We start from the raw sequence: 21712 nt of genomic DNA on the forward strand, positions 1-21712 counted from the left end.
CGAGGCGCGGCGGAGCCGGGGCTCGGCCCGTCGGCGCGAGCCCCGGAGGCTCGAACGAATCAGCGCCCGCGCGTCACGGGTGGCTGGTGAGATAGCCGCCCATGGTGCGGAAATACTCGGTCGCGGCCAGCTCGGTGCCGTCCTCCAGGCGAACCCGTTCGACCGCGAGGCCGGGGCTCTTGCCGCGGCGGGCCTCGGCGCCGGCCACGATGACGACGGCGTCACCCTCGCGGATGAAGATCCGACCGGGCGTACCGCCGTAGTTGCCCCGCGAGACGGACGCGGCGGTGATGCGCAGCCGCTGTCCGCGGTGGAACGCGTACGCGTTCGGGTACGGGTCGGATTGCGCCCGGACCAGCCGGTCCAACTCCTCCGCCGACCAGGTCCAGTCAATGCGGTTGTCCTCATCGGACCGCTTGTGGAAGAAGCTGGCCTTCGAGCGGTCCTGCGGCGTCCAGTCGGTCTTGCCGGAGGCGATCAGCGCGAGACCGTCGACGGTGATCGGCCCGAACAGCTCCAGCGTCTTGTGGAACAGGTCCGTCGTCGTGTCCCGCGGACCGACCGGCACCGACCGTTGCAACACGATGTTGCCGGCGTCCAACTCCGCATCCATCATGTGCGCGGTCACCCCGACCTCCTTCTCACCGTTGAGCAGAGCCCAGATCAACGGCGAGAAGCCCGCGTACGCGGGGAGTAGCGAGTCGTGCACGTTGAGCGTGCCCCGCCGGGGCAGCTCGAAGATCTGCGGCGGGATCCAGGTGCGCCAGTTGGTCGCCACGATGACGTCCGGATCGGCCTTCTCCAGCGGGATCAGCAGATCGTCGTCGGGCCGGTCGCGGACCTCGACCGGGATGCCGTGCGCCGCCGCGAGGTCGGCGACCGAGTCGCTCCAGATCCGCTCGTACGCGTGCTCGCTCGGCGGATGCGTGACCACCAGAGCGACCTCGTGCTCCGAGTCCAGCAGTGCTTGCAGGGTCCGATGCCCCCACGTCTGGTACCCGAACATGACTACCCGCACGGTTCCTCCTGGCCCATCCAACTCAGCGAAAGTTAGGTTAGTCTAACCTAGCTTCGCGCCGTCCCCGGGGGCGGCTCTTTCACGTGCAGGGTGTCGACCCGCTCGACCTGACGATGAGGACTGCCGATGTCACAGGCCGCTCCGTACGGCGCTATTCCGGTCTACGACCTGCTCGGAATCGGCTTCGGTCCCTCCAATCTGGCCTTGGCGGTCGCCGTGCACGAGCACAACGGCGACGCCGCCGCCGACCCGGTCACCGCCGTGTTCCTGGAGCGCCAGCCCCGTTTCGGCTGGCACCGCGGGATGCTGCTGTCGGACGCGACAATGCAGGTGTCCTTCCTCAAGGACCTGGTCACGCTGCGTAACCCCACCAGTGAGTTCAGCTTCCTGTGCTACCTGAAGGACCGGGGGCGGCTCGTCGACTTCGTCAACCACAAGAGCTTCTTCCCGCTGCGCGTCGAGTTCCACGACTACCTCGAGTGGGCCGCGGCCAAGGTCGGCGACCTGGTGCACTACGGCCAGGAGGTCACCAAGGTCGTCCCGGTGCTCCGCGACGGCGTCGTCGAGGCGTTCGACGTGCTGGTGCGCCACGGTGGCCGCGTCACCACGTACCGCGCTCGCAATCTCGTCATCGCGACCGGGCTGCTCCCGCAGACCCCGGCCGGCGTGGAGGTCTCCGACCAGATCTGGCACAGCCGCGACCTGCTGACCAACATCGACCGGCTCGACGGCACCGACCCGTCCCGGTTCGTCGTGGTGGGCGCCGGCCAGAGCGCCGCCGAGGTCACCGCGTTCCTGCACGAGCGGTTCCCGACCGCCGAGGTGTGCGGGGTGTTCTCCCGGTACGGCTACAGCCCGGCCGACGACAGCTCGTTCGCCAACCGCATCTTCGACCCGGCCGCCGTGGACGATTACTTCACCGCGCCGTCAGAGGTCAAGACGATGCTGATGAACTACCACCGCAACACGAACTACGCGGTCGTCGACGCCGACCTCATCGAGGAACTCTACCGTCGCTCCTACCAGGAGAAGGTCAACGGCGTCCAGCGGCTGCGCCTGCTCAACATGTCCCGTCTGACCGGGGCCCGCGAGCACGATGGCCGCGTCGCCGTCACCGTCGAGACGCTGACCACCGGCGAGGTGTCGGTCCTCGACGCCGACGTCCTGATCTGCGCCACCGGCTACCAGCCGGTCGACCCGTTCCCGCTGCTCGACGACGCGGCCCGGTACTACCACCGGGACGAGTTCGGCCGGGCCGTGGTGCAGCGCGACTACCGCATCCGGGCGGACGCGTCGGTGCGGGCCAACGTCTACCTCCAGGGCGGCACCGAACACTCCCACGGCATCAGCGCCTCCCTGCTGTCCAACGCGGCGGTACGCGCCGGCGAGATCCTCGGCTCCATCGTCGGCCGCCGCGCCGACGACCGCCCGATGGTCAGCCGCGTCGCGGTAGCCGCGGGTGTGCCGGACTGACGGCACAGGTCGACGACCCCGTGCTACCTGTTGCGCGCGCGGAGGAACAGGATCACCACGATGGCGACCGCGACGAGGACGAAGAAGCCGATCATCACCGGTGTGTCGACGGGCGACTTCGGACCGCCGACCACGGCGAGGTTCTCCAGCATGTTCGGCTCCGTCCGATGAGGAGGGTGCGCTGCGTCAGAAGCTGCTGACCAGCTTCACGAACGCCTCGTCGATCTTGGCGGGGTCGGTGGCGTCGAACGCCTTGCCCGACGATGCCTTGGCGATCCGGTCCAGGGTGGCGAAGTCCGAGTCCCGGTCGAAGGCGATGCAGAACACCTTCACCGGACGTTCCGGGTCCAGGGTCACCTCGGCGAGCAGACGGGCCAGGTCGTTGTCCTTGCTGTACTCGTTCTTGCCGTCGGTCAGCACGACGATGGCATTGATCCGCTGCGGGTCGTACCTGTCGCGCAGTTCCCGGTGTGCGGCCCGGACGGTCGCGTAGAGGGCGGTGGCGCCCTCGACGTGCAGGCCGGCGATCCTGGTTTTGATCTGCTTCTGGTCGAACTCGCCGAGCGGGACCTCCCGCCGGTAGGGGGTCTTCGGCCGGCTCGGAATCTCCGAGGAGAACGACCAGAGCCCCACCCGGTCTTCGCTGTTGAGCAGCGCGAGGCCCTTGCCCGCCGCTGCCGAGGCGACCTGGAAACGGGTGCCTGTGGTGCCGACCGTCGCATCCATCGACCCCGAGGTGTCCAGGGCGATCAGGATGTTGGCCTTCTTGCGGAGCGTGCGCCAGCCGTCCAGCATCGCGCCGACCACCTGCGGATCCGGGGGCTCGAAGTAGGTCAGCCCGCCGGTGGGCTCGGCGCCGACGCTGGCGAGCAACTCCGCTGAGGCGCGGCGCTCGTGATCCCGGAAGCCGAGGCGGGTGAAGCTCTTCTGCTGGTCGTCCTCGGTCAGGAACTTCTGGAAGTCGGCCGCCGCCGCGCGCTGCCGCTTGTCGGCGGAGGGCAGCACGACGAAGGGGTGGTCCAGGTTGAACGTGCCCTCCCTGGGGTGGACGGCGACGAGCGGGACGTTCGGCCGGCGGCCCTGCTCCTGCCCGTCCTGCCGGGGGCTCAGCGCGCCCGTGTTGTAGAGGTCGACAAGCTCCTCCTGCAGGACGATGGCACTCATGTCGTCGGTGCGGCCCGCCCCGCCGGCCAGATCCGCCTCGGCGAGGTTGCGCAGCAGGTCGACCGAGTCGTCGCTGTAGTGCGACACGTTGGCCTCGATCCGGCGGACGAACTGGGTGACCGCGGGGTTGGCCAGGTCGGACCGGGTCAGGTCGTTGGACCGTTGCACCGCCGCGTAGTACGTGGCGATGGTCGCCGCCAGCCCCGAGGTGGACAGGTTCGGGTTGTCCTTGCCGAAGGTGAAACGCCCCCACTCCGGCTTGCCGAAGCTCGCCCACCCGTCCCGCCCGGAGAGGCCCAGGATCTCTCCCCAGCCCAGCGACCCGCGCTGGCGTACCAGCTCGGCCTTGGGCTGCGGCATCGCGATCACCAGCGGGCTGTTGGCGATCGACGGGTAGCGGTCCGGGGTCTGCGGCTCCCGCCCGGCGGCCTGGTCGAGCAGCCGGAGCTGGCCGGTCCAGAGACTCGACGTCGGCAGCCAGACCTGTGGTTGCGGCAGGCCGGTGTTGGCCCAGCCGCTGGCCAGCGCCTCGGTGGCCTTGCCCGAGTTCAACGCGCTGACGTGCACCTGGGCGCAGCCGCCGCCATCGATCGACCGGTTGTCGCGGTTGTAGCGGTCGGCCAGGTCGACGAGCAGAGCCGCCTTCTCCGTGGAGGAGTTGACCTCGAGCGTGGTGGTGCAGTCGGCGTCGCGCTGCCGGACGATGACGAACGCCCCGGCGATGACCACCAGCCCGGCGGTGACGGCGGCGGTGTACGGCAACCACTGCCGCGTACGCGTGGCGGTTGGGGGCATCGGGGCGTCCTCCTCGGCGGGCGGGGCGGTGGCAGTCAACCTATCGATCCGGTGCCAGCCGGCGACCCCGACCCCGGCGTACCTGTCATCCCCGGTCGGACCGCCTCCCGAGCGCCGTCGCGACCAGCAGCCGGACCAGGTAGACCACGACGAAGGCGACCGCCCCGACCGCGGCGGCCGGGCCGACCGCGCTCGACGCGACGTAACCGGCGGCGGCGCCGACCGAACCGAGGAAGAGCGCGGTCGAGATGCCCCAGGCGTCCGGGGCCTCCCGACGCAGTCGCCGCAACGCGCCGCCGTCACCAGCACCGACGCCGGGCTGCGTCACCGACGGATAAGCCGGCTGCGTCATCGGCGGATAAGCCGGCTGCGTGATTGCCGTCCCGTGAACCGGCTGCGTCGTCGGCGCGTGAACCGGCTGCGTCGTCGGCGCGTGAGCCGGCTGCGTCATTGCCGTCCCGTGAACCGGCTGGGTCATCGGCCCGTATGCCGGCTGCGTCGGCACCGGCGGCTGGACCGGTTGCGTCGGCACCGGCCCGTATGCCGGCTGCGTCGGCACCGGCGGCTGGGTCGGAATCTGTGGCCGCGTCGGGTGTGGCTGCGGTGCCGGGGGCGTGGCCTGGGGCAGCGGGTGGTTCGGTGTCGGCGCGCCAGCGGTCAGGTTGCCGGCCTCGAGCAGGTGGTCCCGACGGAACGAATCGGTGACCCTGCCGTCCTGCCGGAGCAGTCGCACCAGCACGCGCTCGGCGCTGGGCCGGTCCGCCGGGTCCTTGGCCAGGCACTCCCGGATCAGCTCGTCGAGAACGGGGGGCAACGCGGGCAGCTCGGGCGGATCGTTCAGCACCCGGTGCATCACGGCGAAGAGCGAGTCGTTGCCGAACGGCGGCCGTCCACCGGCGGCGAAGGCGATCGTGGCCGCCCAGGCGAAGACGTCGCAGGGCGGACCGATCGCGTCGTTGCGAAACCGCTCGGGCGCCATGTACGCGGTGGTCCCCATGACCCGGCTGGACGCCGTCTCGGTGACGCCCAACGCGCGGGCGATACCGAAGTCGATCACCCGAGGACCGTCCTCGCCCAGCACCACGTTGTCCGGCTTCAGGTCGCAGTGCACCACGCCGGCACTGTGGATCGCGGCGAGTGCGGTGACGGTGCCGACCGCGAGCCGGTGCAGGGCGTTGCCTGCCACCAGGCCCCGCTCGCGGACGTGCCGGTGCAGGGTCGGGCCCTCGATGAACTCACTGACCACGTACGGCAGCTCGCCGTCCACCTCGGCGAAGAGCACCTGCGCGGTGCAGAACGGGGCGACCCGGCGTGCGGCGGCGATCTCCTTCACGAACTGCGAGCGCGCCCGCGGATCACTCAGATCGACGTTGACCATCTTGACCGCGACCCGGTCACCGGCGTCGTCCTCACCGAGATAGACGACCCCCTGCCCGCCCGCGCCCAGTCGGCCGACCAGGCGATACGGGCCGGCGGTGACCGGATCGTGCGTCCACAGCTTCGCCAATCCCGGCACCGGCGCGCCGGCCAGCTCTGACATCCGGACTCCATCAGTGTCGTGCCCGGCCACCGGCGGCGCAGGACACGGCCATCGTGCCATGTCCGCCGCCGGTGACCGAGGACGTTCGACAATGGGTTGAGACTGTTACGCGGGTGGCGGCGCGCTCGACCCCCGGATCCGCAGTGCGGGGCTGATGACGACCCGGTGGGTGGGGCGGCCGGGGTCGGCGAGCCGGTCGGCGACGAGACGTACGGCGGCCCGTCCGATCGAGCGTCGCGGCGGTCGGACCGCGGTCAGCGGCGGGCTGAAGAGCCCGGCGACCTCGTCGTCGTACGCCACGATGGACAGGTCACCGGGAACGGACAGGTGTCGCTTCTCGCAGTGCTGCACCAGCGCGATCGCCTCGGCGTCGGCGTGCACCAGCAGCGCCGTCGTCCCGGTCGCCCGGCACCTGTCGAGGACGCCGTCCAGGACGGTGTCCCGTTCCGGTGACCGTGCGTCGGGCACCACGGCCACCACCGTCGCGTCCGAGTCGAGGCCGCACTCGCTCGTGGCGTCGAGCCAGCCGCGCCGTACGTGCTGGCTGGTGGGGCTGTTGGCGTCGAGCACCAGGCCGACCTTGCGGTGCCCGAGGGAGGTGAGGTGGCGTACCGCCATGGCCGCACCGAGCGCGTGGTCGGTGACCACCGACTCCATGACGGCGCGGTGGCTGCCCACCGTGGCGGTCCGTTCCAGCAGGACGACCGGGACGTCGACCTGGTCGAGCCACTCGATGGTGCGCTCGGCGCTCGGTGCGTCCATGCTCGGGGCGATGATCAGGGCGTCGACGCCCATCCGCCCCACCAGGCGGGCCAGTTGCGGCTGGTCGTCCTCGCTGTCGTAGGAGGAGCCACGCAGAACCACACGCATGTCGAGCTCGCGGGCGGCCGCCTCGACGCCGCGAGCCACGTCGGGCCAGTAGTAGTCCAACGAGGGGACGAGCATGCCGAGGGTACGCCCGACCAGCGGGTCCTGGCCCGCGGTGGGTGACTCGTCGGCCGTCGGGGAGTCGTCGGGCAGGATCAGGGCGACCCCACCGTGGACCCGGCGGACCAACCCTTCGGCGGCCAGCTCGGCGATGTCACGTCGGATGGTGACCGGCGCGGCGCCGAGCACGTGGGACAGGTCGGAGATGCGCATCGAGCCGTCGCGTTGCAGGGCGGCCAACAGCTGCTGGCGGCGGACGACCTGAAGCGGCCCGCGGGAGGACTCCGTCGTGGTGACGACGGGATTGTCCTTGGTCATGGTGGACCTCCGAGGAACGCTTCGTGCGGCGAGAGCTCTTGCATGACGACGACGAGCTCGCCGGCCGGGCCGACCGCGGTGACGTCGATCGCGAGCCGGGTCAGGTGTTCTCCCCACACGTCGAGGAGCAGGGGATCAGTGATCTGCCGGATCGTCGCTGCGCAGGGCGCGGAGGCCGGCTGCCAGCTGAGCCCGAGTCGGCCGGCGCCGTCCAGCGCGGTGACCTCGGCGCGGCCGTCGCCGAGGCGTACCTGGCCGGCGACGAGCAGGTGGACGTGGGTCGGCGGGGCGGTCTGGCCCGGGTCGGGGTCCCCGGGGTCGAGCTCCCAGGAGTCGACGACGACGACCCGTCCAGCGTGGCGGTCCAGTCGGGTGCTGCGCCACCAGTGCCGGACATCCGTGCGCGGGTAGGCCCCGGCGAGGTCCAGACGCAGCTCGGCGTCGGCGCCGTCGGTCGTGGCGGTGGCGTGTCGGGCGGCGTGGGTGTGGCCGGGCGCCTGCTCGGTGCCGCGGATGTGCGGGACGTTGTGCCAGTCGCTGCGCATGGTCCAGATGTCGTACCGACCGGGGCCGAAGGTGTGCGCCGTGTAGGTGGGACGCCCGGCGTCGACGATCACCGGGACCCCGTTGAGGGCCACCACGATGCTGCCGACGTCGTTGTGGTTGTGGTGTTCGCCGTTGTGCCCGCCCTTGGCCGCCAGGGTCAGCCCGCCGGGGCTGCCGGCCGCCGCGCGGGCGAGCAGCACCTGCACGGAGGGCAGCCACACGTCGCGGGGCAGCGGCGGTGGCGCCGGGGTGGCGGAGACCCACGCCGGGTCGGTCAACGCCAGTAGCAGCCGGCCCAGGCCGTGTTCCTCGTCCGCGACGGGCGCGTCGGGACTGCGGTGCGCCGCGGCGTGCGCCACCGCGTCCCGGTCACCGACCCGACGGGCGGCCCGGTGCAGCGCGTGCCAGGGCTGGCCCCCGGAGGGCCGGGCCGACCCGTCGGCGTGGTTGAGATACCAGTCGCCGCCCAGGTGCATCCGGTGGGGGAAGGCGACGGTGTGCCGCAGGGCGTCGCCCGGCACGCCGTCGAGCGCGCCACCGGTGGCGTGGGCGAGCAGGTCAAGTGCCTCGTGGGCCCGACACGCGCCGTTCCACCAGTAGCCGTAGCCCTCGTCGATGGCGCCGTCGGCGGGCAGCGCCGCCACGTACCTGTCGAGCCCTTCGACCACCAGGTCGACAAGCCCGGCCCGCCGGGCTGGGTCCTGCACCAGGCGCAGCGCGGCGACGAGCACGTTGCCGTGGATCCACGGACTCCAGTTGTGCACGTCGCCGTCGAGGCCGAGCCAGTGCCAGTCGCGGCGCTCGGCGAACGGTGTGAGCACGCGCCTGTCGACCTCGTGCCGGATCCGGGCCCGCAGGCCGGGGGCGTGTGCGTCGAGCGGCTCGCCGAGCAGGTGGTCGACCCAGGCCAGCTGAGCGGCGACCTCACCCGCGCCGAGGTCGAGATAGGGATCGGTCACGGTCGGCAGCACCGCCCCGTGCACGGCGTGCGTGTCGTCGTGCGCTGGCCAGCACCAACTGCTCTGCTCGCACAGCAGGGTCACGCCGTCGACCACCTCGTTCAGCCAGGCCGGGTCGAGGGTGACCGCGGCGAGCACGGCGGCCCGGGTCAGGCGTCGCTGCCGGGCGAAGACCACCTGCTCGTACGTGTCGCGTTCGCCGTCGCGGAAGTACCTGGCGTACTGGTGGGCCAGGGGGAGTGGCCAGGGGGCGGCGATGTCGTCCTCGGCCCGGCCGCGCAGCTGTCGCATCGTGGGGGCGTGCGGGTGGGCCCACACGGCACGCTCGCCGGCCGGTGGCACCGGCAACGATCCGTCCGGTGGCGCGAGTGCCCGGGCCAGCAGGTCCCTGCGGTTGCCCGGCCAGGCCGCAGCCAGAGGGCCCGCGAAGCGCTCTGCGACGGTCATGGCCCCTCGGACTGGTAGAGCGAGTCTGAACGATTCTGATCGTATCAGAGCAGTTATGGCAGTCGAGGTCCCGCAGTGACGCCGCAGGGAGGCCGCATCGTGCGCCCTTTTGATCAGGTGTGTTCACATCGGTGGAAGAGAGGCATTGACTTGCTCTGTTGTGAGCGTTTTACTTCGGAAACGCTGCGGATGCCTGCGCGTCACATTACGGGGCACGCCCCGCTCGCCCCTGCCACGGAGACGGATCGATGCGACAGGACCTCGGATGACGTCCGGGACGACCGGCCAACCGGCACCGGGGACGCACCCGGCTGCCGCTCTCGCCGCGCCCTGGAGCCGGGACGACTGGTTGGCCCTCGCCGACCGGATGCTCGCCGCCGCCCGGCCGTTCGCGTCGCCCGGGCACGCCCTCGTCACGTTTCCTGGGCCGGAGGGCGGCTACGGACGGGCCGTCGACGGCCTGGAGGGTTTCGCCCGCACCTTCCTGCTCGCTGGTTTCCGCATCGCGGGTGCCCGGGGAGTGGGCACGGACGAGCTCGCCGACACCTACGCCGCAGGCATCGCCGCCGGCACCGACCCGAGATCTCCGGACCGCTGGGTGCGCCTGGACGAGCACCCCCAGGCCAAGGTGGAGGCCGCCTCCATCGCGCTGGTCCTGGACCTGACCCGCCCGTGGATCTGGGATCGGCTGCCGTCGGCGGTACGCGAGCGGGTGGTGGACTATCTGCGCCCGGCCGTCGGCGACGACACGTACCCACGGATCAACTGGGTCTGGTTCCGGCTGGTCGTCCAGACGTTCCTGCGCTCGGTGGGCGGGCCGCACTCGCTCGACGAGATGAACGAGGACCTGACCACGCACGACGGCTTCGTCCGCGGCGACGGCTGGATGTCCGACGGGCCGGACCGTGCCTACGACCACTATGTGGGCTGGGCCCTGCACCTCTACCCGACGCTGTGGGCCCGGATGGCCGGCGCCGCCGACCTGGCCGAGCCGCGCCGCGAACGGGACCTGGCCGGCCTGGACCGCTTCCTGGGCGACGCGGTCGCGCTCGTGGGCTCCGACGGAGCACCGCTGATCCAGGGGCGAAGCCTGACCTACCGCTTCGCCGCGGCGGCGCCGTTCTGGGTCGGCGCCATCGCCGGCGTGCCCTCGGTCAGCCTCGGCCGGTTGCGCGGCGCGGCCACCGGCATCGTGCGCCACTTCGTCGCCAACGGCGCCCCGGACGACCGCGGCCTGCTCACCCTCGGCTGGCACGGGCCGTGGCCGCGGCTGGCGCAGTCGTACTCCGGGCCGGGCTCGCCGTACTGGGCCAGCAAGGGTCTGCTCGGCATCGCGCTACCCGCCGACCATCCGGTGTGGACGACCCCCGAGGAGCCGCTGCCGGTGCAGGAGCGGGACACGCTGCGGGCGATACACGCGCCCGGCTGGCTGGTCTCCGGCACCCGTGCCGACGGCATCGTCCGCGTCGTCAACCACGGCACCGACCACGCCGTGGAGGGTGCCACCGTCTCGGATTCCCCGCTGTACGCCCGACTGGGCTACTCCACCGCCACCACCCCCGTCCTCGACGACAGCGGCTGGGCCACCCCGCTCGACCAGTCCGTCACGCTCGTCGACGACGCGGGTCGGGTCACCCACCGCGCCGGCATGCGCCTGCTGACCGTGCGCGTCGACACCGACGGCGTGGGTGTGGCCGGGTCACGTGCCCTCGCCCACTGGGTCGAGCCGGACCCGGGGCAGCGCGATCACGGCGGCGGCCTCCTGGGTCGGTCCCGAGCGGCCGGGCACCTCACGGTGTACTCGCTGGTCCGGGGCCCCTGGGAGCTGCGACTGACCCGCGTCGACGGCCTCGCCGACGGCGTCGACGCGGCTGCGCTGCGGCTGCGGGTCGGCGGCTGGGCCGTTCCCGGAGGCGCGACGGCCGACCTCAGCGGCGGGGTGGCGACCGTGACCGGCGCCGGCCTGACCAGCAGGCTCGAGAGCGTGCACGGCGACGGAACGGCCGGCGCCACCGCCGTTGCGCACGGCGGGCCCCTGGCCGGCGGGCTGGTCGTGCCCTGGCTGGAGCACCCCGTCCGGCCGGGCGCATGGGTCGCCGCCCTCACCGAGTTGTCCGGGGTGCCGGTGGCCACGGCCGGGCAGGCATGCCGGGCCGTGGTCGACGAGGACGGCCACGGCCTGCACCTGGCGGTCGACTGGCCCGACGGGATCAGCACGTCGACCCGTCTGGACACGGAGCATCCCAGGCCCACCCAAGCGGCCTGGTAGCAGTGCGGGCCCGTCCGGGCCCTTGACCTGAAGGAGAGAGGATGAAGCGTGCGATACCGGCCGTCATCAGCGCCGCGACGGCCCTGACACTTGTTCTCGCCGGCTGCGGGGGCGGAGACGAGCCAGTCGACCCCAACGCCCCCGTGACGATCACCCTGGCCGGCTGGAGCCTGTCGTCCACGCCGGAGTTCAAGACGCTCGCCGACGGCTTCAAGGCGACCCACCCGAACGTGACGGTGGAGCTCAAGGAGTACGCCCCGGGCAACGACTACGACACCCAGATGATCACGGACCTGGCCGCCGGCACCGCGCCGGACGTCTACGTCATGAAGAACCTCAAGAACTTCTACACGTACCAGAGCGGCGGCCAGCTGCTCGACGTCTCCGACGCCGCCTCCGGTCTCGGCTCGGCCCCGGGGCTCGCGTCGTACCAGGTGGACGGCAAGGCGTACGCGGTGCCCTACCGGCAGGACTCGTGGGTGCTGTTCTACAACAAGGACCTGTTCGCGAAGGCGAAGGTGACGCCCCCGGACGGCAGTTGGACCTGGGACGACTACACCGACGCGGCGAAGCGACTGCACACCGGGCTGAAGGGGGCCGGCTCGAACGCGACGGGCGCGTACCAGCACACCTTCCAGTCGACGGTGCAGGGGTTCGCGCTCGCCCAGACCCCCAACGCGGACCTGCTCTCCGGCAACTTCGGCTTCCTGAAGCCGTACTACGAGCGGTCACTGGACCTGCAGGCGGCCGGCGCGCAGCCGACCTTCGGCACCGCGAAGACCAACAAGCTCACCTACCAGGCGCAGTTCGGCAAGCAGCAGTCGGCGATGCTGCTGATGGGCACCTGGTACGTGGCCACGCTGCTCAACCAGCGCAAGAGCGGTGACGCCGACAAGTTCCAGTGGGGCATCGCGCCGGCGCCGCAGTTCGACAAGTCCACCACCGGCACCTCCGCCACGCCTGTCACCTTCGGTGACCCGACCGGCCTGGGGATCAACCCGAAGATCAGCAAGTCCAAGACGGCCGCGGCCAAGGACTTCCTCAAGTACGCGGCCGGCCCGGAGGCCGGCAAGGCGCTGGCCGGGATCGGCATCACCCCGGCCCAGGTCACCGACGCGGTCACCGCGTCGCTGTTCGGGCTGGACGGCGTACCGCAGGACGAGCTGTCGAAGTTCGCCTACTCCAAGCACACCATCAAGCCGGAGAACCCGGTGTCGAAGCACACCGCCGGCCTGCAGAACCTCCTCAACGAGACGCACTCGGCGATCCTCTCCGACAGCAAGGGCGTCGACGCGGAGCTGAGCAAGGCGCAGACCCGCGCCAAGAACGAAGTCCTCAACCAGTGAGCTGATGGCGGGCCCGGCGCGCCTGAGCCGCACGCCGGTCCCGCCCCCAGGCCGAACGCTCCCGGAGACTCCCTATGGCAACATTGCCGCGCACGAGACCCAGGAACCGGCGGCTGGTGTCGCGCAACACGGTCGCCGGCTGGTCGTTCATCCTTCCCAACTTCCTCGGCTTCGCCCTGCTCACCCTGCTGCCCGTCGTCGTGCTGTTCTACGTGGCGTTCACCAACTGGAACGTCTTCGGGGTGGCCGAGTGGACCGGCACCGCCAACTTCCGGCGGATGTGGGACGACTCCAGCTTCTGGACCGCACTGCGCAACACCGTCTACTACGCGGTCTTCCACATCCCGCTGACCCTCGTGGCAGCGCTCGGGCTGGCGCTGCTGCTCAACCGCAAACTGCGCGGCGTACGGTTCTTCCGCACCATCGCCTTCTTCCCCTACATCACCTCGATCGTGGCGATCGCGGTCGTCTGGAACCAGCTGTTCAGCCCGGAGTACGGCCCGATCAACGCTCTCCTCGGCGCCCTCGGGGTGGACAATCCGCCGGGCTGGACCGCGTCGGCGACCTGGTCGATGCCGGCGGTCATCATCGTCGGCACCTGGCGGTACATGGGCTACTACATGCTGCTGTTCCTGGCCGGCCTGCAGACCATCCCGGCCCAGCTCTACGAGGCGGCCGAGACCGACGGCGCCTCACCGTGGCAGCGGTTCGTGCACGTGACCCTCCCCGGGTTACGAACCACGACCTTCTTCGTCACGGTGCTGCTCACCATCGAAAGCTTCAAGGTCTTCGACCTCATCCTCGTGATGACCGGCGGCGGACCGGGCCAGTCGACACTCGTGCTCTCGCAGTACATCTACCAGAAGGGGTTCGAGGAGAACCAGTTCGGCTACGCCTCGGCGGTCTCCATCGTCCTGTTCGCCATCTGCTTCGGCATCACGGTCATCCAGTTCATGGTCAACAAGCGGAGGAACAGCTGATGACCGCGACCGACCTCTCCCTGCCCACCCCGGCCCTCGCCGCGCCCGGCAACCGCGCGCCCCGCCGACGGGTCCGGTCCCTGGGCGGGCGGCTGCTCGGGTACGCCGCTCTGGTGCTCGCGGCGGCCGGGCTGCTGCTGCCGTTCTTCTGGATGGTGGTGGCGTCGTTGAAGACGAACAACGACGTCTTCACCATCCCGATCACCTGGCTCCCCGATCCGGTGGTGTGGCGCAACTACGTCGACATCTGGCAGCGCTCGGACATGACGACGTGGCTGTGGAACACCCTGCTGCTGTCGGTGATCGTCACCTTCCTGCAGGTGCTCACCGGCAGCTTCGCGGCCTACGGTTTCGCCCGCGTCCGCTTCCCCGGCCGCAACCTGCTCTTCCTGGCGTACGTCGGGACGATCGCGGTGCCCTGGCAGTCGTACATGATCCCGCAGTTCATCCTCATGTCGAAGCTGCACCTGTCGAACACGCTGTGGTCGATCGTCGCGATCCAGGCGTTCGGCGCGATCGGCGTGTTCCTGATGAAGCAGTTCTACGAGACGATCCCCGAGGAGCTCAGCGAAGCGGCGCGGGTCGACGGGCTCAGCGAGTACGGCATCTACCGACGGATCATTCTGCCGCTGTCCCGGCCGGCGCTCGCCAGCCTGGCCCTGCTCATGTTCACGACCACCTGGAACGACTACCTCGGCCCGCTGGTCTACCTGCGCAGTCCGGAGCTGCGCACCATCCAGTTGGGGTTGAACACCTTCATCTCCCAGTACAACGCCGAGTACGCACTGATCATGACGGGCTCGGTGCTGTCCGTGCTGCCCGTCGCGGTCATCTTCCTGCTCGGCCAGCGCTACTTCATCGAGGGCGTCGCCTCGACCGGACTGAAGGGTTGAGGCCCGTGCGTTCGCGCCACCACACCATCACCGCCGTCTTCGACGGGATCTACGTCGCGCTCGCCACCAACCTGCTGCTGGTGCTCGGTTGCCTGCCCCTGGTGACGCTCGCGTTCACCACCGAGGCGGCGCGGTCCTGGCCGCTGTACGCGCTCACCGCCCCGCTCTGCGCACCCGGGCTCTGCGCGGCCTTCGCGGTCATGTCCGCCTACTCCGCCGGCGACACCGGCGGCGTGCTGCGCACCTACGGCCGCGCCTGGCGGTCCACCGCCCGGCCGGCGATGCTCTGGACGGCGGCGGCCATGGCTGCCCTGGTGGTGCTCGCCGTCGACGCCCGCGCCGCTTGGGGCCACCGGGTCGGGGCACTCGCCCTGCCGGTGCTGGCGACCCTGATCGTCCTCACCGTCGCGACCGCGCTGCTCGGGTTGGTCACCATCACCGAGCGACCCGGCGCGCCGCTGCGCGAGGTGGCCCGTACCTGCGTGTACCTGGCGGTGCGTCGGTGGTACCTCACCGCCGTGTCGCTGCTCGTGCTCGTGCTGCTCGCCCAGCTCCTGACGGCGCGCCCCGCGATCGCGCTCGGCCTCGCCGCCGCGCCGCTGCTCTACGTGGTCTGGGCCAACAGCCGCTTCACCCTGCGCGCCGCCCTCGACCCACCGACGGCCGCACCCCAGCGCGCCTGACCACCACGTTTCGGCCACCCAGCCGGACGCCGACGACACACCTGCCCGGCCCCGGACCGGACCCACGAGGGAGAACAGCATCCATGACGGTGACCGACGTCCGTCCCAGCTCCGACGCAGAGGCCACGGCCGCCGCGGTGGCCGCCGCCATCCGCACCGTCGACGCGAACATCGCCGCCTTCGGCGACCGGTACCCCGCCGACACCACCGACGCCAACCGCTACCCGCTGCGGCCACCGAGCGCCGGCCAACCCGAGGGCGCCAACGTCGGCTGGACCACCAGCTTCTGGCCCGGCCAGCTCTGGCTGGCACACGACCTGACCGGTGACGACCGCCACCTGCGGGCCGCGCTGTCGCATGTGGACAGCTTCGCGGATCGGGTGCACCGGGGCATCGACCTGGACACCCACGACCTCGGGTTCCTCTACACCCTCTCCTGCGTGACCCCGGCCCGTCGTACCGGCGACCCGCGGGCCCGAGACGCGGCTCTCGCCGCCGCCGACCACCTGATGACGCGCGTCCTCGAACCGGCCGGAATCATCCAGGCCTGGGGCGACCTGAACGACCCCCGCCAACGCGGACGCACGATCATCGACAGCCTCATGAACACGCCGCTGCTCTTCTGGGCCAGCCAGACCACCGGCGACGACCGCTACGCCGCCGCGGCCCGCCGGCACACCGCCCATCTGCGCCAGCACATCCTGCGTCCGGACGGCACCACCTTCCACACCTTCTACTGGGACACGGACAGCGGTGCGCCACTGCGCGGGGAGACCGAGCAGGGCCACGCCGACCACTCCTGCTGGGCCCGCGGGCAGGCCTGGGGCATCTACGGCTTCAGCCTCAACCACCGGCACATCGGCGACCCCGCACTGCTCGCCGCCGCGCGGACCTGCGCCGACCACTTCCTCGCCCGCCTGCCCGACGACCACGTGGCGTACTGGGATCTGGAGTTCGGCGACGGCAGCGGCCAGGAGCGGGACAGCTCCGCCGCGGCCATCGCCGCGTGCGGCCTCGTCGAACTGGCCGACGGCCTCACCGACCAGGCCAGCGCCGACCGGTACCGCAAAGCCGCCGCCGAGATCCTGCGCTCGCTCATCGACCACTACTCCACCGGCGGCCAGCCGGGCTCGAACGCGCTGCTCCTGCACGGCGTGTACGACAAGCCCAAGGACGTCGGCGTCGACGAGGGAACCCTGTGGGGCGACTACTTCTACCTGGAAGCCCTCACCCGCGCCACCATCCCCGGCTGGACCAGCCCCTGGTGACCACCGCGACCGACCCGCACCGCCCCGCATTCCGAAAGGTGACCATGGACTACCGCTACCACTGCACCATTCCCGCCGCCGAGGGCCGGAACACCCTGCCCGTCAATCCCTGCCGGCTGCTGGACTTCACCCTGCTGCGACTGTCGGCCGGCGAGTCCTGGACCGGCGAGTCCGGTGACCGGGAGATCCTGGCCGTCATCCTCGGCGGCACGGCCAACTTCACCGTCGCCGGCCACCACTTCCCGCAGGTCGGCCAGCGTGCCGACGTCTTCTCCGGCAAGCCGCACTCGGTCTACCTCCCGGCCGGCTCCTCGATCACCGTCGAGGCCGTCACCGACGTGGAGATCGCCCTCCCCAGCGCCCCCAGCGACCTGGCCACCGACCCCTACGTCATCGCGCCGGAACAGGTCGCGACCGGCCGTTGGGGAGCGACCAACTTCGGCCGCGACTACCACCAGATCCTCACCGAGATCGCCCAGCCGGAGCTGCCCGCCCGCCGACTCATCGTCGGCGAGACCTACACGCCCTCGGGCAACTGGAGCACCTACCCGCCCCATCGGCACAAGGTCGACGACCTGCCCGCCGAGGCCGCCCACGAGGAGATGTACTACTACCGCGTCAGCCCGGCGAACGGGTTCGGCATCAGCCGCGTCTACACCGACGAGGGGTACGAGGAGAACGTCACCATCCGGGACCACGTGATGCAGATGATGCCCGAGGGCTACCACACAGTGGTCAGCGCACCCGGCTACACCACCTACTTCCTGTGGTTCCTGGCCGGCACCCAACGCACCCAGGGCGCCCGCGAGGACGCCGACCTCGCCTGGGTGGGCCAGACCGTACCGACCCTGCGCAGCCTGGGCCTGTAACAACGGTTTGCGGACACCGGCCGCCTCGACGGCCGGACCGCGACCGGCGTGCGCGCTCGCCGTACCCGCCGCCAGCGGTGACCCGACGGCCACCGCTGGTGCGCGGCGGCCCGGAGACGGTCACCGCTGGCCGGCGGCGACCGGGGGACGGTCGCCGCCGGGTCGGCCCGGCGTCAGAGCCGGGAGGTGAAGGTGGCCAGGAAGCGGTGTGGGGTGACCACACCGGCGTTGTCGAAGCAGATCACGTCGAGGTCGGCGTTCGTGGTGTACGGCCAGGGTTGGGTGAGGTGGCAGTAGTTACTGCCGGCGCCCTGCGCCACCACCTGGGCGTGCGTCTCCTTCAGGCCGACCTGCGGGAAGGTCGCCAGGTAGCGGCCGGCGGGCGCCAGCGGCGCCACCGTGTTGGCGCCGACACCGAGCACCGAGTTGTCGTTCGTCGGACCGCCGACGGCGGTGCCGAGGTAACCGAAGTACGACGGTGGGGCGAGAGAGCCGATCACCGGCCGCCGACGGTGGTAGGAGAGGGTGAAGTCGGTGTTGACGAACGCGCCGGCCTGGTCGTAGCAGAAGACGTACACCTGCACTCCGGTGCCGACCGCGTTCCAGGCGTAGACCTTGCACCGGCGGGGACCGGCGTTCGGCTGCCCGGCGGTGACCTGAACGTTGCCGGCGAGCACCCCGGACAATCCCACCCCGGGCAGCCGCACCAGGTACTGCCCGACGCCCAGCGGCCCGACCGTGTTCACCACACCCGTGGAGTTGTACGACTGCACCAGCGCGCCGGCGCCCCACTGCACGTACGCGTGGGAGGTGCCGGCCGGCAGTACGCCGGAGCTGGTCGTCCAGAGCACGGTGAACGGAGTGTCCTCGCGCGTACCGCCCGGCCTGTGGCACTGTACGTCGACGATCTCGTCGGCGCCGGACTGGAACCAGCGGACCACCTCGCAGTAGTGCCCGGTCCGGTTCACCGGGGTCACGTGCGGCACACCCCGTGCGCCGGCACCCACCTGTGGGAAACGCACCTGGAACCGGCCGGGCGCGAGCTTGATGCCGTCGGCCCAGGCGGCCGGGAACGCGGTCTTCCAACTACCCCACTGCCGGCTGGTGTCCAGCACGGTCCAGACCGCGACGGTGGGGTCCTTGACGTACGCGAAGCCCCAGCGGTCGGCGGTGGCCGCCGCGGCCGGTGCCGGCGGCGCGAGTGCCCCGGCGGCCAGGACGGCGGCCAGTGCCGCGGTGACGAACGATCGGAGTCGCATCTGTTCCTCCACTCGACGAGAACATGCCGGAGGGAGTGTGCGCGCAGTAACTTCATGATCACAGTCGGCTACCCTGTGTCGCTGAGTCGGCTGTCCGCCACTCCGGACCGAGCTGGCGGGGGATTTCCCCCGGAACCGACACCGCCGGCCGGCGACCGACGCCGTGGCCGCGACGGTGCGTCAGTCTCAGCACATCGGGGTGCGGCTGGTTCGAGACCCCGACGAACTGGGGGGCCGAGGCGGATGGCGCTGCTGTGGTTGCCGCGCTGGCTCCGCCGACCGGTCCGCGTCGAACCGCCCCCCGGCCACGAACTCTTCGTGGAGTGGCACGGCTCGGCCGCGGTGATCTCACACGGGGACGATCCGCCGTCGCTGCTGTGGCAGCTGGTGCGTACCGCCGTCGCGGCGTCCGACGACGTGCTGGTCCTGACCTCCGAGCGCGCCGTGCGCAGCGCCGCCTGCGGTGGCGTGCTGCGCGGGGTGGTCGAGGGTGCGGCCCAGGAGTGGGGTGTCGGCCGGGTCTGGGTGGCCGCGAGCGGCCTCGGCCGGCCGGACGAGGCGTACGCCTCCTGGCTGACCCGGCTGGCGGCCCGCACCGGCGTCGAACTGCTCGCCCCGGACGGTCCCGTCCACGCCACACCGGACGGCACCCTCTACGCCGCGGGCGGCACGGGCGCCTGGGGATGGCGGTCCTTCCGGCCGGGCGCCAGCAGCCCGGTGGTCGGCAACCGCTACCCGGCCCCGTCCTGGGAGCCGGCGTTGCCGGACCAGGCGGTGGTGCTGCCCGGGCTGGTGGCCGATCCCGTCCCCGCCGGAGTGCTGCTGCGTGCCTCGGCCGCCGCACCCGCTGCGGTGGGCGACCCGGCCTACGACATGCCGGTGGACCGACACCGGCCGACGCTGCTCCTGCGCCATGTCGGCGAGCCACCACCGGATCCCTGGTCAGTCGCCGGGATCTTCGCGGGCCTGCCGGCGAGGACCATCGTTCGGATCGAGACCGCACTGCTCGACCCGACGGCACCGCCGCCGCGCGCCGACTGGGTGACCGCACTCGCGGCGGCCCTCGACGAATCGGCAGCCGTCGCCGAGCCGATCGGGGTGCCCGAACCGGGCCAGCACCGACGGGCGTCCGGCCAGTCACCACCCGTGCTGAGTGACGGTTGGGTACGCGCCAGCAGCCGGCTCTACCGCCACGCGGTCGTGCCGGACCTGCTCGCCGAGGTGGTCCCTTCCGGCGTCCTGCTGCGCACGGCTGGTGGCCGTCAGCCCGACGGCCTGGCCTTCGTCGACCCCGCCGAGTGGGTGCTGGCGGTCGACGTCCGCGACTCCGACCGGCTGGTCGACCAACTGTGCCGGCTGCTCGTCGGGGCCGGCGGAGCACCGGGCCTCACCCTGGTGGGGCAGACCGGCAACCAGACGAGGGTACGCCTGGAAGCGGCGCTGCGCGCCGAGGCGGCACCCCGTGCGGGGCTGCCAGTGGACGTCCGGGCGACCTTGGCGACGGGCACCGGCCAACCTCCGGTGGCGACCGATCGGCGGAACAGTGTCGCGGACCAGGCGACGCTGGCGGTGCCGCTGTCACCGCGTCCGCCGACGGCGGCGGTGGCGGCCACGTCAGCGGAGGCCCCGGCGCTGGACTGGCCGCCAGCGACCGCGCACCAGTTCGTGGACCCGGCGGCCCCGGCCAGAACCGCGCAACGTTCGGTGGAGCCGGCGGTGCCGGCCGGGGCCGCGCATCAGTTCGTGGAGCCGGCGGCCCCGGCCGGGGACGTGCACCAGTTCGTGGAGCCGGCGGCCCCGGCCGTCGCCGCGCGGCGACGCGTGGAGTCCCTGCCGGTCGCGAGACGGTCGGCAGCCGCTGCCGAGGCGCTGCCGAGCGCTGGCGGCCAACCGGCCGTGCAGGACCTGAGCGGCGAGCCCTCACCCCCGCCTCGGCCGGCCGCCGGTCCGCCACCGGTGATCACCAGCTCCGGGCCGTACCTGGGCGAGCCCGAACGCCCGGTGGTCGCCAGCGCCCCCGCCTCGGCAGGCGAAGGAGCGCTCACCCCCTCGCTTCGAGGCGCGCCCGCCGCGTACCCCGGCGGGCGCGCGGTGCACCGTTACGCGCCGGCCGTGGCGGACCCCGTCGAGGACCGGGCCAGCACCGCAGCGGAACAGCGCGACCTCGCTGCCAGCCTCGGCCCGGCCTTCACCGACTCGATCACCACCGTCAACGCCGCCCTGGCCGCGTGGCCCGCGCTGCGGCAGGGCATCTCCGCGTCGGCGAAGACGGACTTCGTCGCCGTGCACGTCTTCTTCGGCCGGTCGGAGGCGGGGGCGGCCCGGCTCAACGCGGGACTGCGTGCTGGGCGGGCACCGAGTCTGCCTGGCTACCTGCCGTGCCTGGTGTCCGGGTTGCGTCGCCTGCCGCCGTACCGCCGGGCGATGCTCTGCCAGGGTCGGGTGGCCGACCAGGCGCGACACCTCTACCCCGAGGGCGGCCTGCTGGTGGAGCCCGGCTTCCGCAGTGTCAGCGGCGCCACCGACCTCGCCGTGGAGGGTGCCGACGTCGACTACCTGGTCTGGTCGCGTACGGCGCGGCAGGCCGGCGCGCTGGCCGAACAGCAGGATCTGGACGAGGCGGTGTTTCTGGCCGGTGCCCGGTTCAAGGTGCTCGCCGTCCGTGAGGGAGCGGTGGCGGCGGATCGGGTCGGCATCCCGACGACCGCCGTACTGTTGCGGGAGGTGTTGCCCGACGAGCAGTCCGCGTCCGGTCTGGACGACGCCGACCGGAGCGCTCTGAGCCGCCTGGAGCGGGCGCTGACCCGGCGGAGAGCGGCCTCGCCTCGCCTGCTCACCGACGCGCACACCATCGAGCGGCTGCTCGGTCCACCGCTCGGTTACGTGGAGGAAGCCGGGGCGTCCGTCGGTGCCGGCACCGACTGACCCTCCGGTCATGAGGGATAACCCCCAACTCCG

At 71.7% G+C, this 21712-nt stretch carries 16 protein-coding genes; 9 read left to right on the forward strand and 7 right to left on the reverse strand.

The window, feature by feature from the left end; genetic code table 11:
• Positions 1-73: 73 nt before the first annotated feature.
• Positions 74-1018 (reverse strand): methionyl-tRNA formyltransferase, encoded by a 945-nt coding sequence (locus AB0B57_RS23120; RefSeq protein ID WP_357073348.1) that lies wholly within the window; start codon positions 1016-1018, stop codon positions 74-76.
• 126 nt (positions 1019-1144) lie between these two features.
• Here AB0B57_RS23120 and AB0B57_RS23125 point away from each other — a divergent pair, with 126 nt between their 5' ends.
• A complete protein-coding gene (locus AB0B57_RS23125; protein ID WP_357073351.1) occupies positions 1145-2491 on the forward strand; it encodes a lysine N(6)-hydroxylase/L-ornithine N(5)-oxygenase family protein in 1347 nt (448 codons plus the stop codon).
• Positions 2492-2514: 23 nt separating this feature from the next.
• Here the strand turns inward: AB0B57_RS23125 and AB0B57_RS23130 are convergent, their stop codons facing one another.
• From AB0B57_RS23130 to AB0B57_RS23150, 5 genes are all read right to left on the reverse strand, one after another.
• Complete coding sequence (locus AB0B57_RS23130) at positions 2515-2643, reverse strand: hypothetical protein (RefSeq protein WP_357073354.1); 129 nt, start codon at positions 2641-2643, stop codon at positions 2515-2517.
• Positions 2644-2677: 34 nt separating this feature from the next.
• Entirely contained in the window at positions 2678-4450 is a 1773-nt protein-coding gene (locus tag AB0B57_RS23135; RefSeq protein WP_357073357.1) for an extracellular solute-binding protein, read from the reverse strand.
• A gap of 85 nt (positions 4451-4535) precedes the next feature.
• Positions 4536-5990, reverse strand: coding sequence for a serine/threonine-protein kinase (locus AB0B57_RS23140; protein ID WP_357073360.1), 1455 nt, complete (start codon positions 5988-5990; stop codon positions 4536-4538).
• 105 nt (positions 5991-6095) lie between these two features.
• Positions 6096-7235, reverse strand: coding sequence for a substrate-binding domain-containing protein (locus AB0B57_RS23145; RefSeq protein ID WP_357073363.1), 1140 nt, complete (start codon positions 7233-7235; stop codon positions 6096-6098).
• Positions 7232-9187, reverse strand: coding sequence for a heparinase II/III family protein (locus tag AB0B57_RS23150; protein ID WP_357073366.1), 1956 nt, complete (start codon positions 9185-9187; stop codon positions 7232-7234). Before AB0B57_RS23150 ends, AB0B57_RS23145 begins: the two co-directional genes overlap by 4 nt.
• A 265-nt stretch (positions 9188-9452) precedes the next feature.
• On the opposite strand from AB0B57_RS23150, the gene AB0B57_RS23155 reads away from it, so the two are divergent.
• The 7 genes from AB0B57_RS23155 (at position 9453) to iolB (ending at position 17495) form a co-directional block, all read left to right on the forward strand.
• Positions 9453-11456 carry a DUF2264 domain-containing protein gene (locus AB0B57_RS23155; protein ID WP_357073369.1) on the forward strand — a complete coding sequence of 668 codons (2004 nt, stop codon included), beginning with the start codon at positions 9453-9455 and terminating at the stop codon, positions 11454-11456.
• Between the two features lie 41 nt (positions 11457-11497).
• Positions 11498-12802, forward strand: coding sequence for an extracellular solute-binding protein (locus AB0B57_RS23160; RefSeq protein ID WP_357073371.1), 1305 nt, complete (start codon positions 11498-11500; stop codon positions 12800-12802).
• 116 nt (positions 12803-12918) lie between these two features.
• Positions 12919-13782, forward strand: a complete 864-nt coding sequence (locus AB0B57_RS23165; RefSeq protein WP_357073375.1) for a sugar ABC transporter permease — start codon at positions 12919-12921, stop codon at positions 13780-13782.
• Positions 13782-14675, forward strand: coding sequence for a carbohydrate ABC transporter permease (locus tag AB0B57_RS23170; protein WP_357073378.1), 894 nt, complete (start codon positions 13782-13784; stop codon positions 14673-14675). The genes AB0B57_RS23165 and AB0B57_RS23170 overlap by 1 nt, the downstream gene beginning before the upstream one ends.
• A 5-nt stretch (positions 14676-14680) precedes the next feature.
• Complete coding sequence (locus AB0B57_RS23175) at positions 14681-15358, forward strand: hypothetical protein (protein WP_357073381.1); 678 nt, start codon at positions 14681-14683, stop codon at positions 15356-15358.
• 83 nt (positions 15359-15441) lie between these two features.
• A complete protein-coding gene (locus tag AB0B57_RS23180) occupies positions 15442-16626 on the forward strand; it encodes a glycoside hydrolase family 88 protein (RefSeq protein ID WP_357073384.1) in 1185 nt (394 codons plus the stop codon).
• Positions 16623-17495 (forward strand): 5-deoxy-glucuronate isomerase, encoded by an 873-nt coding sequence (iolB, locus tag AB0B57_RS23185; protein ID WP_357073387.1) that lies wholly within the window; start codon positions 16623-16625, stop codon positions 17493-17495. The genes AB0B57_RS23180 and iolB overlap by 4 nt, the downstream gene beginning before the upstream one ends.
• Before the next feature lie 173 nt (positions 17496-17668).
• On the opposite strand, the gene AB0B57_RS23190 is transcribed toward iolB, so the two are convergent.
• Positions 17669-18754: a hypothetical protein gene (locus tag AB0B57_RS23190; RefSeq protein WP_357073390.1), complete on the reverse strand. Its 1086-nt coding sequence runs from the start codon at positions 18752-18754 to the stop codon at positions 17669-17671.
• Positions 18755-18997: 243 nt separating this feature from the next.
• Here AB0B57_RS23190 and AB0B57_RS23195 point away from each other — a divergent pair, with 243 nt between their 5' ends.
• Positions 18998-21679 carry a hypothetical protein gene (locus AB0B57_RS23195; RefSeq protein ID WP_357073393.1) on the forward strand — a complete coding sequence of 894 codons (2682 nt, stop codon included), beginning with the start codon at positions 18998-19000 and terminating at the stop codon, positions 21677-21679.
• Positions 21680-21712: the final 33 nt, after the last annotated feature.

The organism is Micromonospora sp. NPDC049101, from assembly GCF_040648675.1.
GTDB lineage: Bacteria > Actinomycetota > Actinomycetes > Mycobacteriales > Micromonosporaceae > Micromonospora.

Bases quoted from the DNA above. Each gene is read 5' to 3' on its own strand.
- AB0B57_RS23125 (WP_357073351.1), top strand. From the start codon at position 1,145: ATGTCACAGGCCGCTCCGTACGGCGCTATTCCGGTCTACGACCTGCTC.
- AB0B57_RS23130 (WP_357073354.1), bottom strand. From the start codon at position 2,643: ATGCTGGAGAACCTCGCCGTGGTCGGCGGTCCGAAGTCGCCCGTCGAC.
- AB0B57_RS23135 (WP_357073357.1), bottom strand. From the start codon at position 4,450: ATGCCCCCAACCGCCACGCGTACGCGGCAGTGGTTGCCGTACACCGCC.
- AB0B57_RS23140 (WP_357073360.1), bottom strand. From the start codon at position 5,990: ATGTCAGAGCTGGCCGGCGCGCCGGTGCCGGGATTGGCGAAGCTGTGG.
- AB0B57_RS23145 (WP_357073363.1), bottom strand. From the start codon at position 7,235: ATGACCAAGGACAATCCCGTCGTCACCACGACGGAGTCCTCCCGCGGG.
- AB0B57_RS23150 (WP_357073366.1), bottom strand. From the start codon at position 9,187: ATGACCGTCGCAGAGCGCTTCGCGGGCCCTCTGGCTGCGGCCTGGCCG.
- AB0B57_RS23155 (WP_357073369.1), top strand. From the start codon at position 9,453: ATGACGTCCGGGACGACCGGCCAACCGGCACCGGGGACGCACCCGGCT.
- AB0B57_RS23160 (WP_357073371.1), top strand. From the start codon at position 11,498: ATGAAGCGTGCGATACCGGCCGTCATCAGCGCCGCGACGGCCCTGACA.
- AB0B57_RS23170 (WP_357073378.1), top strand. From the start codon at position 13,782: ATGACCGCGACCGACCTCTCCCTGCCCACCCCGGCCCTCGCCGCGCCC.
- AB0B57_RS23180 (WP_357073384.1), top strand. From the start codon at position 15,442: ATGACGGTGACCGACGTCCGTCCCAGCTCCGACGCAGAGGCCACGGCC.
- AB0B57_RS23190 (WP_357073390.1), bottom strand. From the start codon at position 18,754: ATGCGACTCCGATCGTTCGTCACCGCGGCACTGGCCGCCGTCCTGGCC.
- AB0B57_RS23195 (WP_357073393.1), top strand. From the start codon at position 18,998: ATGGCGCTGCTGTGGTTGCCGCGCTGGCTCCGCCGACCGGTCCGCGTC.